Source organism: Enterococcus sp. C65 (assembly GCF_040887165.1).
GTDB lineage: Bacteria > Bacillota > Bacilli > Lactobacillales > Enterococcaceae > Enterococcus_B > Enterococcus_B hirae.
The window spans coordinates 251,874-265,586 of sequence record NZ_JBFOFG010000002.1; the positions used below are offsets into that span (position 1 = coordinate 251,874).

Below are 13,713 nucleotides of genomic sequence, written 5' to 3' on the forward strand. Positions count from 1 at the left end.
ACATAAAAAGAAGATGCCAAGGAAATAATTTATCACAAAAAACAAAAGATGGGAGAAGCCATCTTTTGTTTTTTGTGATCTTTTACTCGAAATTCATTACGCATGAAGCAATATCTTTGATATCAGAGAGTAAGGAACTTAATGAAATCGGATAAACTTTCTCGTTTTTCATACTTTCTTCATCAAGTAAGGTACGTTCACAAATAATTAAATGGTCAGATTTCATGATATATTGTGGGACATCTTCTAGGGAATAGTACAGCGTCGTATCGAGAATCACGTCACTTAATGAGAGCTTTTTCTCCAATGATTTCCTAAATGTAATATGAGAGAGTTCACTTTCTGCGACGATGATGACTCCAATTTTATGTTTGCTACCGTTCGTCAAAACAAAAGAAGTCAGTTGACAAAAGGCTTGTAAATGGAAATAAGGAATATAGCGAATAGGGGTTTCCAACTCTTGCCCCCATTTTTTAAAAATCTGCTTCACACGTTGTAGCAATTCCATTTGCTGAGTACTTAAAAAGGTATGTTTTGTTACCAAAAAGTTGCCGATATTCAAGGCACATGTATAAAGCAAATTAAATAGCGGCACCTCAAACAAAATATCTCCATATAGATTGACCCCAAACTCTTTTTCAAATAGTTCAATCAGTACATCGATTTCTTTAAATTCCGCGACTAATCGATTCCGAACGTACTGATAATCTAAATCAATCATAAAATAGTTCGGTGAATTATAAGGTAACGTACGATAAATAATGGATAAATAAGCAATTTCTTCCTTTTTCAATGTTTCATCATCTTCAGGTTCATTGAATATATCTTGGAACATATTAAAAATGAGACCATTTTCCAGAATGTTCATTGTTTCTGAAGGGATAACAATGGGATTACTTTTTCGGCGAGACAGTGCTAAATAAAGCGATAGTTTTAAAAAGGTATATTGTGTTTTATTGAGACGATTTGACAAGATATTTAGAACAGTATCTGTGTAATGTTCTGCTTTAGCCATAATGTCCCAATTAACTTCTGAGTTTAAATAATCACAGCGCATCCAAATCGATAAAATCAAAAAACGATATTGCAATTCATAAGTTTCTTCAGGATTATCGGACAAAGGTGAAAGCGCTTCTGAAAAATAATTTTCGACATCTTTCTTGATTTTAAAAGCTTTGGTTACTGATAAAAACTCTTCATCAACGAGCGTTATATAATCATATTCGCCAATGATGTAGCGGGAACAAACCTTTAAAAAATTAGAATCTTGATAGATGATTTTGATCAAATCATAACGTCGGATATTCGGTTTAAAGAAAATCAGGATATGACTACTTGTCATTTTATAAAATTTTATTTCATTTTCTAGTAAAATAGATAACTTCTGGAAATCTGATTTGATCGTGTTAAATGTGACCCCTAATCTCTCTGCGGCTTCCCCTACATTTATTCGTTTTAGTTCAAAAGCAAATTCAATTAATTTCACTTTTCTAATAATATCTTTTTCGATGTAATCTTCAATCACTTTGGGACCTCCCTAAGTTTTTCATTTACTAACTATAAAAATACGCTATTCAAATAACGTTGTTTTTTTTACTTTTTATACTGTTTCATCCAATTTAAGAAATAATAAATAATTTTTTATGAGAGAACGAAAATGGAATCATAGTCTAAAAATAAAAATAAGTGTTTTTATAGGAAATGGGGAGAAAATTCACTAAATAATAATTTTTTTTGGTTATTTTAAGATAATTTCATCTTTTATAAAAAACAAAGAAAAATGGATCTGCAGATGCTAGATAGAATAAATAATGTAACAAATATAGAAAAGAAGGAGAGAAATTCTATGGAAAAATTGAAAAATACACTTTGTGTTGTTGCAACGATTTTATGTTTGTTGTTACCAGCAGCGGTTCATGCAGATACGCAAGGGGCAATTACCAATGCCGAAAATGGAATACTGAAAGAACTCCAAGAAGGGGTCACTGTTAAAGGGAAAGCCTTTCATTTCGATCAGACAGATATCACTCAAGCTGAAAATTATTTAAAAGTACATGACTTGTCAGATAACGTTGCAGTTGAAGTGACTAATTATTTAAAACAAGCACGAACATTAATTATGGATAATGCGCAAGTTGTTGAGGTTCAATCCGTTAATTCATTAAAACAATTGATTAAATCCTTGCCAAGACCCATTATTGAACAATTAAAACAAATTGTTATCGAAATTGGCAAACTGCTAAATCTAACTGTTACATTCTATCGAGATGGTGTAACGATCGTAGACTCATCAGGCAATCCAGTTTATTCGACGGGGAATGCAATTAAACAAACGGGTGGGAATTATACAATGAGTGCGATCACAGCAGGAGCATTAGCAATGGTTTCTATTATTGCTTATGTTGTAGCGCGTCGGCGTGAGTATCGTGTGTAAAAAGCAATTAGTGAAACAGATTGGGCTAGGATGCTTGATTTCGATCTGTTTCTTTATCCTAAATTATTGTTTTGTTTATCTTGTTGCAAGGCCAGTGATTCAATTTGTTTCATCGTCTATTCAGGTGTTATTACTCTCAGAGGCGCCTAATTTTGAACGAACGTTTTCAACCGGCAACATTAAAAAAACTTCGACAAATCAAGCGGGAATCAATTCAAGTCAAATTCAATTTCCTAAATACGGTGAACACTATGGTGAGATTAGTATTTCTACCCTTAAATTAAAGGTGCCCCTTTACTTTGGCGATTCAGAATCCATTCTTCGTGAAGGAGCGGGGCAGTATATGGGGTCTGTTTTTCCTGGAGAAATCGGGACAACTTTGATTGGTGGACACAATATTGATTCTTTTGGAAAACTATTGAATATCCAACCAAATGAACAAATAGACATCCAGACAACTTATGGAAACTATCACTATACAGTGACCGATAAAAAAGTGGCTAATAAAGCGGATTGGCAAATTGCAAAGGAACTAAGGCAACAAAAAAATCGTGAATTAATTCTTTATACGTGTTATCCAATCAATAGCCTCGGTTTGACAAACGAGCGTTTATTTATAACAGCAAATTTAATTTCTGGACCTAAAATCAATGAAAATAACTAATAAAGGACTTTAGCAATGAAGAAAAGTTTGACGAAAAGAACCGCTCAATTGTTTTTAGCGTTTGTGTGCTCATTTGTTTTCTTTGTTTTTCTGTCACTGATTGGCATACGAATGACACTGATGCGGCCAACATTTATGCAGCAACAAGTAAACCATTCGCAGTATGCATCCAATGTTCAAAAAGAAATGAATAACAAAATCCAAGATTTGGCACGAGGAAGCAATATCCCGCCAGAGGTAGTCAAAGATGTAATTCCGTCCACTCTGATCGAAAAAAATATGACGCAATACGTTAATACATTATATAGTGGTCATTCTTTCACCTTACAAGGTGAAGAAGAAGTGAAAAAAGAACTATACAAAAAAATAAACCAATATGCAGTAGATAAAAAAATGAAAACAGATGAACAGATGAATAAGGGAATTGCTCAATTTGTTGATTCTTCAATGCAGGTAGTGAAACAAGCCATAGAAATCCCCTATTTAGCTAATTTTGTCCAAAAGGTCAATCAATATAAGTCAACATTAAATGCTTTTATGATTGGGGCAGGGATCACTTGGTGTGTGATTAGCGGGATGTTGTTCGTGACCTGTCGTTCAAATAGAGAAAGAATCTCGTATGCCAGTATGATATTGGCTGGGACTGGTTTCTCTTTAGTAGTCGGACCACTAATCATCTATTTTAATGGTTGGATGAGTAGGATAGGGATCATGACACAAAGTATCTATGAATTTGTCCAAACTTATTTACGGACATTTGATCTGCTCTTTATAAAGATGGGTATCATATTATTGGTTCTATCGATACTGTTCTTTGTTACTTTTGTTGTATTGACACATAAATCAGGAACTACAAAACAGAAAACCTAACTTGCTTGTAGCACTTGGTTTGCAAAAATAAAAAATAGACATTATCTAGCTGATTATCAGAAAAGGTGGTTAGTCATATGGAGTTGAAACTAAAAGAAAATATCTCTTTCGAAAATAGCGTTTATGTAACGATAAAACCAAAAAAATGTTATGAAATGGTCAAACGACTATTAGATATTCTTTTAAGTATCATTGGACTGATCCTCACTTCTCCTATTCTCCTTTGGGTTGCTGTAAAGATCTACTTGGAAGAACCAGGAGCTCCCATCTTATTTTCTCAAGAAAGAGTGGGGAAGAACAAGCGTACTTTTAAAATGTACAAGTTTCGATCAATGTGTACGGATGCGGAAGAAAAACTAGAGAATTTACTAGACAAGAATGAAATAGAAGGTGCGATGTTTAAAATCAAAGATGATCCACGCATCACTAAAGTTGGTAAATTTATACGCAAAACCAGTTTAGATGAATTACCTCAATTATGGAATGTTTTAAAAGGTGAGATGAGCTTAGTTGGTCCTAGACCGCCTTTGCCTAGAGAAGTACGCCAATATTCCCATCATGATGAACAACGTCTTCTAGTAAAGCCTGGATGTACGGGTATATGGCAGGTAAATGGTAGAAGTGATGTCAACTTTAAAGAAATGGTTGCGATGGATCTCCAATATGTGCAACAACGTAGTATCATAATTGACTTTAAAATCATTTTAAAAACCATATGGAAGATGCTTTACACAAAAGGTGCTTGTTAAGATCAAAGAAGCACATCTGAGTGTTTCACTGATAGATAAGAAAAAATGTTTAAGTAGCTTTCTCTGATTTCAAAATTTTGTTTTATTTTTTAAGGGAATGTTTTTGAATAAGGTCATAAACAGGACGAGCTGTTTATGGCCACTTTTTTGTCAATAAATTAGTTAACGAATACGTAGCCTATTTTTTATTTTTGCAGTTTGGTTATTCACGGCTTCTTTTAAAAGAAAAAATGTAGTAAATCAATGAGGTAGAATTTTGATAAATAAAAGATTTACTGGATCTTTTATTTTACTTATCATTTTAGGAGGTTGATTCATATGAGTAAGATCTATGAAGCAGTAACCATCAATACTGGTGGAAGAGAAGGAAAAATCTATTCAAAAGAGAAGGATTTTCTATATAATGTAACTTCGCCAGGCTCAGGTGTAGCAGATGCAACAAATCCTGAAGAGCTTTTTGCTGCTGCGTACAGCGCATGTTTCAATGGAGCTTTGGAGCTAGTAATGTCAAGAAAAAAACTTGATAATACAACTTCTGTCCGAGCAACTGTTGCTTTGATGAACCATGGAGATGCTAATTTTTCTATTGAAGTTTTATTAGAGGTATTCATTGAAGGAATGTCAAGAGAAGAAGCTGTGCGCTTAGTGGGAGAAGCAGATCAAGTTTGCCCTTATTCTAAAGCGCTGAGAGGAAATACAAAAGTAATCATAGAAGTTGTTAATGAAGATTTCTAAAAAATATAGTTTTAATATATAAAAAGGGATCCATCCATTCATTCATTTATTTCAAGTTAATCTTAAACTAGAAGCCTCTTGGGGGAAGCTTCTAGTTTTTTTATCTGGAAAAAATAAGACAAGAACTAACTTTTGAAATTTCGCTCATTCCTAAAAAGACTGTAAGAATAGAGCTCAAAAAATATAGCCAAACAAAAAATCCGAATCATCTAGAAATGGCTTTAGCCTATTTTTAAATGATTCGGCTGTTGAAGTGAGAAGCGCTTTGATCATTATTCTGTGTGTGAAAATTGATAGGATCCTTTTGCTACAAAGCCTTGTCCTTTTACTAGGCGCAATGGAGCCAAGTCTTTGGTAGCAATTGGGTTAAAGTATACTTTACCATAGGAACGATAAAACCAAATACTGTCTGTAGGATTATATTGATAGTTGCCAATTCCAACAGTAGGATCAATTGTTAAACTCAACTGATTGGAACCGTCAGATAAGATGAGTTCATTAGTTTCAGAATGTTTTCTCGAAGATCCCCAAATATCTTTTGTAAAGTTCCTGATTTCATAAGGGTAAAGTGGATCGCCTGGTGCCAGTAAACTATTATTAAAATCATTTGTTGTAGCTTGCAAAAAAGCATAATCTTTTAATGTTACGTCTTCTAAAGGAATAGCTTCCACTTCCACATCAATTTTCCCACCGATGATCGTATAGATGACTTTTTCTCGTAACACAGGTCGCCCAGTGCCATTTCTTTTTTTTGTATTGACCGCTTGGACTAAGTTTGTGGTGACTATTTTAAGTTCTTCAGTCGAAAAAGTACCGTCTCCGACAATTTTTTTTCCATCTGCATATACTTCTAAACTTTTAGAAGAAGCTGTCGGCGTATCAACTAATTCATCGTAAGTATGCCATCCGCCAGTATAGCCTTCATAGTCAGGATCATCGCCATCAATAGCTGATACGGCTCGTAAATCATGATAAGGCGAGACATAATCTGTATAAACTTTATTCAGAACTTCTTTTCTACTAGCAAATTTATTGGTGGTATTTTCTGTCGAAAGAGGGAGTAAATAAGCATTAGATATTTGCCAAGTTTGATTTTTAGAAACTTTTCCAATCGTTAACATCAAATCATTCAGCTGATCGTAGTGGCTGATAGCTTCGATTTGATTTTCTGTTTTCCTTACTTCCAACATTTCTTTTTTTATTGATACTTTTTGTTCATCTAACTTTTGTAAGTTCTCATCGTAAAATTCAACTGACACATCATCTGATGTAGTTAAACCAGGTAAATAGTACTTAAAAAGATTTAATAGATCAAGATCTTGAGAAGTAGTAGACGTCTTTTCTTCAGTAATGGTTTGAGAAAAGGCGGGAATAGATAAGCAGATCGCTACGACGAGCAGTGAGATGAAACTAAGTAAAAAATAAGATTGAATTTGCTTCTTTTTTTTCATAGATGATACGATTAACTCCTTATTGCTTTTTTTCTTGTAGTACCTAGGTTATTTTAATCCTTCCTTCAATTTTGTTTTTTTTCTTTTTGAGTCGAAGTCATTAGATTTTAGAATTCTAATGAATAGAAGGTTTGAACAACTATTTTTTTGTTTTATTTCTTACAAAAAAAACATTTGAAAAAAAATAAAGAAATTTTCTTCGTTTGGATTCAGTAGAATAAGTACATAGAGATGATTTGCTAATTTTTATCTCTTAATATTCTCTCACGAGGCTGGAGCAAGAAACTGTCCCAGCCTCAAACTCCTAAAAAAGAACGATTAATCGTTCATTTCAAGAATCTAACAATTGATTGTGAAGGAGCGGAAAAGATGAAGTTGTTTGTATGGTGTTTAACGGTATTAACTAGTTTTAGTTTGGGGATGTTGGTGATGTTTGTTTTTAATTTTCCGCATGAAAATTATGGGAATGAAACGAAAGAAATCAAGGTTGCCAATGTTTCTAGTTCGTCCACATCTGCGGATGAAATTGAGGAGCCGGAAAAATTCAATGTATCATTAAAAGAAGCACTTGAAACTTATCAGACTTGTTATCCTAATCAAGCGATTACTTCTGTTAAAGTTAGTCAGACTGTTGGTCCTTACTATTACGAAATTACTGGTAGAGATGCAACTGAAGAATGCAGTGTAAGAATTTCAACTAAAACAGCGAACATCAAAAAAAACATCGCAGACGAAACAAACACGAACAAGCCACTACCGAGAAATCCGCAGATCTGTTCAATATCAAAAACTTAAAAAGTTTATCGGAAGTTACTAAAGTAGCTGAAAATGTAGCTGAAAAAACGACTGGGACAGGAAAAGCAGTAATGTGGTATCTCGAAAGACAATCAGGAAAATCGTATTGGACAATTACTATTAAAGAAAAAATAAAAAAAGTGACAGTCAAAGTTGATGCGTATACTGGCGAAGTTCTAAAAGCTGAGCAGAAGTGAGCGAAATGAAAAAAGCGACTGCGGCTGAAGCATGTGAAACGACCCTCAAAAGTTAGATTTTTGGTCTAACTTTTGAGGGTCGTTTCATTGGACATTGATTTTTATACGTTTTTTGGCAATTGTTCATAAAAAGCTGCTTTAGTTGCTGTAATATAAGGATTTAACCATAAATAACCAACTCCAGCAGTTAACATGGCTAAAATATGCCAGCCAATAAAGGATAAATCAAGCCAGAACAATTTACCTTTGTAGCCATCCATTAATTTACGACTAGCAGTGATCGTATTGAGAACACTCGGTTTTTCCCCTGTTTCAGTGATAACATCATAGTAAATGAAGTAACTTTGGGAATAAGAATAACTTTTGATGATACCAGGAATAACGAATAATAACGCCCATAAAGTAGTGAAGATCGAAATCAAAATAGCTAGTAAAATCACACCACCAAGAAATAATCCTGTAAAACCACGAAAGGCATCTTTAAATGGTTCGATGGTCGATTTGGTTCCACGCAGGATATCTAGATAGGTCCATGAGATCCCACTCATAAATAGTGCGCTGATAATACCAGACACAATACCACCACCGCTAGAAGCAGCACCTCCGTTGGTATTGTTTGCCATATCTTGGACAGCTGCAGGATCATTATAAGAATGAGCCAATAATAAAGCAGTCGGGATAGCAATGATCATAATGAGTGCAATTGTGATTAACGTTGGGACTAAATTCAATAATACAGCTTGTCCCCAGCGTCCTTTTAAACTGTCTTTTGCTTGTTGTTTCAGTTCTTTTGAAGATAGCATGAGTTTCACTCCTTTTTATTTATGCCATAAGTATAACAAAGAAGAAACAATTTAGCTTTCTTTATCTTTTATCTGTTATTATAATTTTTTTAAAAAATGAAGGTTAAATAAACACCTGTCACCCAATGAACCCTTGCAAAAAAGAGTTAGAACGATTATGATGATGGGAGTTGTCAATGCGATTATTATAGAGAAAGTAGGGAATTGAATGACACAACCTGCCATTCGTTATCGTTTAATCAAAAAAGAAAAACATACCGGTGCCCGTCTTGGTGAATTGATTACTCCTCATGGGACATTTCCCACACCAATGTTTATGCCTGTGGGAACACTAGCAACTGTCAAAACCATGTCACCTGAAGAATTAAAAGCAATGGGTGCGGGAGTCATTTTAAGTAATACGTACCATTTATGGTTACGACCTGGAGAAGACTTGGTAGAAGAAGCAGGCGGCTTACACAAGTTCATGAATTGGGATCAACCGATTTTGACAGATTCAGGTGGTTTTCAAGTGTTCTCGCTAAGCGATATGCGTAACATCGAAGAAGAGGGCGTCCATTTTAAAAATCATTTAAATGGTTCTCGGATGTTTTTATCACCAGAAAAAGCAATTAATATCCAAAATAAATTAGGATCAGACATCATGATGAGCTTCGATGAATGTCCTCCTTTTGATGAAAGCTATGATTATGTCAAAAAATCAGTGGAAAGAACCTCACGTTGGGCTGAGCGAGGCTTAAAAGCCCATCTGAATCCTGATCGTCAAGGATTATTTGGTATCATTCAAGGAGCTGGGTTTGAAGATTTACGTCGCCAAAGTGCAAAAGATTTGATTTCAATGGATTTCCCTGGCTATTCAATCGGTGGTTTGTCTGTTGGCGAACCTAAATCAGAAATGAACCGTGTGTTAGAGTTTACAACACCATTGATCCCTGAGGATAAACCACGTTATTTAATGGGTGTTGGTGCAGCAGATTCATTGATTGACGGCGTGATTAGAGGAGTCGATATGTTTGACTGTGTCTTGCCTACACGTATCGCAAGAAATGGTACTTGTATGACTTCACAAGGACGCTTAGTCGTGAAAAATGCACAATACGCACATGACTTCCGCCCAATCGATGAGAAATGTGACTGCTACACATGTAAAAATTATACACGTGCGTATATTCGTCATTTGATCAAATGTGATGAAACATTTGGGATACGGTTAACGTCTTACCATAACTTGTACTTCTTATTAAACTTGATGAAACAAGTGCGTCAAGCGATCATGGATGACAATTTATTAGAATTTCGAGCAGCCTTTTTTGAGGAATATGGGTTTAATAAAGAGAATGCCAAAAGTTTCTAATCTTTTTCACTAAATTTATGTAAAAAACTAGTGTCTCACGCCTTTTTCTGCTAAAGTTGAGTGTGTAGATACATGTTAGTGAGGTGAAAAAAATGGGATCATTACCAATGTTAGTCATGTTCGTTGCTCTTTTAGCAATGTGGTATTTTATGTCACGTTCACAAAAGAAACAACAACAAGAACGACAAAATTTACTAGACAGTATGAAATCAGGCGATGAAGTAGTTACAATCGGCGGATTACATGGTGTTGTTTCAGAGATCGACAATGAAAAACGCACAGTCGTTATAGATTGTGAAGGGATTTTTCTAGAATACGATCGAGCAGCCATCAAAACGGTTAAACCTGGAACTGTCGTAACCAATGATTCGACAGTAAATACGGTAGAAAAAACAGAACCAAAAGTTGCTGAAACAGTAGAAGTGAAAGAAGAAGCTACTGAAACTGTTGAAACACCTGAAGATAGTAAAGAAAACAAATAGGTAAAGCTTAGTAGTTGAGTCTGAGACGGTGTCTCGGGCTCTTTTTTTTATCCTAAAACTCTGACTTTGTTAAGTTTTGAATAAACTGTTTTTTTGATAAAATACTTTGGATAATTAGGATAATAAATAAAAATACTGATAAATAAAGGATTTAATCGAAATTTAAAAAACTGTGAAAAAAATCACAATAAAGGTTTACATCTGAAAAGGTTTGTTGTATGATGAGAATGTGAATTAATTAACAAACAACCATGACCCATTAGGAGGAAGACAATGGCTAAAGTAATGGAGAAAGAACAACCAAAAACTATTGATGTTCAAGGAATGATTGATGAATTAGCAACGAAAGCAAATGTCGCATTAAAAGAGATGGAAAACTTTGATCAAGAAAAAGTAGATCATATTGTGCATGAAATGGCAATGGCAGCATTAGATCAACATATGCCGTTAGCTAAAATGGCAGTTGAAGAAACTGGTCGTGGAATCTATGAAGATAAAGCGATCAAAAATATGTATGCTTCTGAATATATTTGGAATAACATCAAGCACGATAAAACAGTTGGTGTCATCAATGAAGATGTTCAAAAAGGCTTGATTGAAATTGCTGAACCAGTTGGTGTGGTTTGTGGGGTAACTCCAACAACTAACCCAACATCAACGACAATTTTTAAATCAATGATCGCGTTGAAAACAAGAAACCCAATCGTTTTTGCATTCCATCCAAGTGCTCAAAAATCTTCTGCTGAAGCAGCACGTGTCGTTCGTGATGCAGCGATCGCAGCTGGCGCACCTGAAAATTGTATTCAATGGATTGAACATCCATCGATTGAAGCGACTTCAATGTTGATGAATCATCCAGGGATCGCAATTGTTTTAGCTACTGGTGGGGCAGGAATGGTGAAATCTGCTTATTCAACAGGAAAGCCAGCTTTAGGTGTTGGACCAGGTAATGTACCAGCATATATTGAAAAAACAGCAAAAATCAAACGAGCAGTGAATGACTTGATCGTTTCTAAAACGTTCGATAACGGAATGATTTGTGCTTCTGAGCAAGCAGTAATCGTTGACAAAGAAGTCTATGCTGCAGTTAAAGCAGAATTCCAAGCACATCAAGTCTATTTTGTGAAACCAGCTGAACTTTCAAAATTAGAAGATGCAGTGATGAATGAAGGTAAATACGCAGTAAATCCAGCAATCGTTGGACATTCTGCAATGGACATTGCAAAACTAGCTGGCATCAAAGTTCCAGAAGGGACAAAAATGTTAGTAGCTGAATTAGAAGGTGTCGGAGCGGATTACCCTCTTTCACGTGAAAAACTTTCTCCAGTACTTGCAATGGTTAAAGCAAACAATACAGAACATGCCTTTGAATTATGCGAAGGAATGTTGAACTTAGGCGGATTAGGCCATACTGCAGTGATTCACTCAGAGGATGAAGAGCTTCATGTGAAGTTTGGTCTACGGATGAAAGCTTGCCGTATCTTAGTAAATACTCCTTCAGCAGAAGGTGGAATCGGAAATATCTATAACGAAATGATCCCTTCACTAACTTTAGGTTGTGGTTCATATGGTAAAAATTCTGTTTCTAGAAATGTAAGTGCCATCAACTTGATCAATGTCAAAACTGTAGCGAAACGGAGAAATAATATGCAATGGTTCAAATTACCACCAAAAATCTTCTTTGAAAAGAACTCTTTGCTTTATTTAGAAAAAATGGAAAACGTAGAGCGTGTCATGATCGTTTGTGATCCTGGTATGGTGCAGTTTGGTTACTGTGATACGGTTCGTGAAGTACTATCAAGACGTAAGAATGATGTGAAAATCGAAGTCTTCTCAGAAGTTGAGCCAAATCCTTCAACAAACACAGTCTATGCAGGAACGAAATTGATGGCTGATTTCAAACCAGACACAGTGATTGCATTAGGTGGCGGTTCTGCAATGGATGCTGCTAAAGGAATGTGGATGTTCTATGAACACCCAGATACTTCATTCTTTGGAGCAAAACAAAAATTCTTAGATATCCGTAAACGGACATATAAGATCGATAAACCAGAAAAAACACAATTTGTGTGTATTCCGACAACTTCAGGAACGGGTTCTGAAGTAACACCTTTTGCCGTTATCACAGATAGTGATACACATGTGAAATATCCATTGGCAGATTATGCATTAACACCAGATGTAGCAATCGTCGACCCACAATTTGTCATGTCAGTACCAGCTTCTGTCACGGCAGATACAGGGATGGACGTATTAACTCATGCGATTGAGTCTTATGTTTCTGTTATGGCTTCTGATTATACAAGAGGCTTGAGCTTACAAGCAATCAAATTAGTCTTCGATTACCTAGAAAAATCAGTGAAAACTCCTGATATGGAATCACGAGAAAAAATGCACAACGCTTCTACAATGGCAGGGATGGCATTTGCGAATGCCTTCTTAGGAATTTGTCACTCAGTTGCGCATAAAATTGGTGGAGAATATGGTATCCCACATGGTCGTACAAATGCCATTTTATTACCACATATCATCCGCTATAATGCAAAAGATCCACAAAAACATGCAATGTTCCCTAAATATGATTACTTCCGTGCAGATACAGACTATGCAGATATTGCTAAGTTCTTAGGGTTAAAAGGACAAACAACAGCGGAATTAGTTGAAGCTTTAGCAACAGCAGTTTATGAATTAGGACAATCAGTTGGAATCAATATGAGCTTGAAGGCTCAAGGTGTGACACAAGAAACCTTAGATTCAACGGTTGACCGTATGGCAGAACTTGCTTATGAAGATCAATGTACAACAGCAAATCCAAAAGAGCCATTGATCAGTGAGCTAAAACAAATCATTATTGATGCTTATAATAGTTAATTCAATACAATTATAGTTAATCAAGAGGTTGAGACAAAAGTGTTCAGCATCAAGAAATAAGAAGGAATTTCCGAAAATTGCTTCTCAAATTTTTGGTAAATTTCGGCTTATTTCCGAAGATGCTACTTTTGTCTCACCGTTTATTCGTTTTTAGAGATACTAGAAGAGACTGAGACAACTTTTGTCCCAGTCCCTTTTTTTTGTCGGAAAGGGGAACAATCTCGTTAGAACTAGCGTAGGAATTTCTTTTGTTAGAAAAAAACGATTAATTCGCTTTTTTAGAAAAAGTAGTTTTATCAAGACCAATG

General features: G+C 35.2%; 13 protein-coding genes. 10 read left to right on the top strand and 3 right to left on the bottom strand.

The features are described 5' to 3' along the window. Positions 1-82: 82 nt before the first annotated feature. Complete coding sequence (locus tag AB3I12_RS03280; RefSeq protein ID WP_063626457.1) at positions 83-1,525, bottom strand: helix-turn-helix domain-containing protein; 1,443 nt, start codon at positions 1,523-1,525, stop codon at positions 83-85. A 321-nt stretch (positions 1,526-1,846) separates the two neighbouring features. On the opposite strand from AB3I12_RS03280, the gene AB3I12_RS03285 reads away from it, so the two are divergent. The 5 genes from AB3I12_RS03285 to AB3I12_RS03305 all read left to right on the top strand — a co-directional run bounded on the left by AB3I12_RS03285 (position 1,847) and on the right by AB3I12_RS03305 (position 5,452). After that, complete coding sequence (locus AB3I12_RS03285) at positions 1,847-2,434, top strand: hypothetical protein (protein ID WP_063626458.1); 588 nt, start codon at positions 1,847-1,849, stop codon at positions 2,432-2,434. Continuing rightward, the gene (locus AB3I12_RS03290) at positions 2,427-3,098 is read left to right on the top strand and encodes a class D sortase (RefSeq protein WP_081248799.1); all 672 of its coding nucleotides are present in this window, start codon (positions 2,427-2,429) and stop codon (positions 3,096-3,098) included. Before AB3I12_RS03285 ends, AB3I12_RS03290 begins: the two co-directional genes overlap by 8 nt. A 15-nt stretch (positions 3,099-3,113) precedes the next feature. Beyond that, positions 3,114-3,968, top strand: a complete 855-nt coding sequence (locus tag AB3I12_RS03295; RefSeq protein WP_063626459.1) for a hypothetical protein — start codon at positions 3,114-3,116, stop codon at positions 3,966-3,968. Between the two features lie 77 nt (positions 3,969-4,045). Beyond that, positions 4,046-4,717 carry a sugar transferase gene (locus AB3I12_RS03300; protein ID WP_063626460.1) on the top strand — a complete coding sequence of 224 codons (672 nt, stop codon included), beginning with the start codon at positions 4,046-4,048 and terminating at the stop codon, positions 4,715-4,717. Positions 4,718-5,035: 318 nt separating this feature from the next. Further along, a complete protein-coding gene (locus AB3I12_RS03305) occupies positions 5,036-5,452 on the top strand; it encodes an Ohr family peroxiredoxin (protein ID WP_063626461.1) in 417 nt (138 codons plus the stop codon). A 272-nt stretch (positions 5,453-5,724) separates the two neighbouring features. Here the strand turns inward: AB3I12_RS03305 and AB3I12_RS03310 are convergent, their stop codons facing one another. Beyond that, positions 5,725-6,903 carry a hypothetical protein gene (locus AB3I12_RS03310; protein ID WP_063626462.1) on the bottom strand — a complete coding sequence of 393 codons (1,179 nt, stop codon included), beginning with the start codon at positions 6,901-6,903 and terminating at the stop codon, positions 5,725-5,727. Between the two features lie 369 nt (positions 6,904-7,272). Here AB3I12_RS03310 and AB3I12_RS03315 point away from each other — a divergent pair, with 369 nt between their 5' ends. After that, the gene (locus tag AB3I12_RS03315) at positions 7,273-7,698 is read left to right on the top strand and encodes a hypothetical protein (protein WP_063626463.1); all 426 of its coding nucleotides are present in this window, start codon (positions 7,273-7,275) and stop codon (positions 7,696-7,698) included. Beyond that, positions 7,686-7,895, top strand: a complete 210-nt coding sequence (locus AB3I12_RS03320; protein ID WP_223609961.1) for a PepSY domain-containing protein — start codon at positions 7,686-7,688, stop codon at positions 7,893-7,895. Before AB3I12_RS03315 ends, AB3I12_RS03320 begins: the two co-directional genes overlap by 13 nt. A gap of 101 nt (positions 7,896-7,996) precedes the next feature. Here AB3I12_RS03320 and AB3I12_RS03325 read toward each other — a convergent pair whose 3' ends face one another. Continuing rightward, positions 7,997-8,698 carry a DUF975 family protein gene (locus AB3I12_RS03325; RefSeq protein WP_063626464.1) on the bottom strand — a complete coding sequence of 234 codons (702 nt, stop codon included), beginning with the start codon at positions 8,696-8,698 and terminating at the stop codon, positions 7,997-7,999. A 208-nt stretch (positions 8,699-8,906) separates the two neighbouring features. Between AB3I12_RS03325 and tgt the strand changes: the two genes are divergently transcribed. From tgt to adhE, 3 genes are all read left to right on the top strand, one after another. After that, complete coding sequence (gene tgt / locus AB3I12_RS03330) at positions 8,907-10,052, top strand: tRNA guanosine(34) transglycosylase Tgt (RefSeq protein ID WP_010720296.1); 1,146 nt, start codon at positions 8,907-8,909, stop codon at positions 10,050-10,052. Between the two features lie 92 nt (positions 10,053-10,144). Beyond that, complete coding sequence (gene yajC / locus AB3I12_RS03335) at positions 10,145-10,534, top strand: preprotein translocase subunit YajC (protein ID WP_010720295.1); 390 nt, start codon at positions 10,145-10,147, stop codon at positions 10,532-10,534. Between the two features lie 273 nt (positions 10,535-10,807). After that, a complete protein-coding gene (gene adhE / locus AB3I12_RS03340) occupies positions 10,808-13,405 on the top strand; it encodes a bifunctional acetaldehyde-CoA/alcohol dehydrogenase (RefSeq protein WP_063626465.1) in 2,598 nt (865 codons plus the stop codon). Positions 13,406-13,713 lie beyond the last annotated feature (308 nt).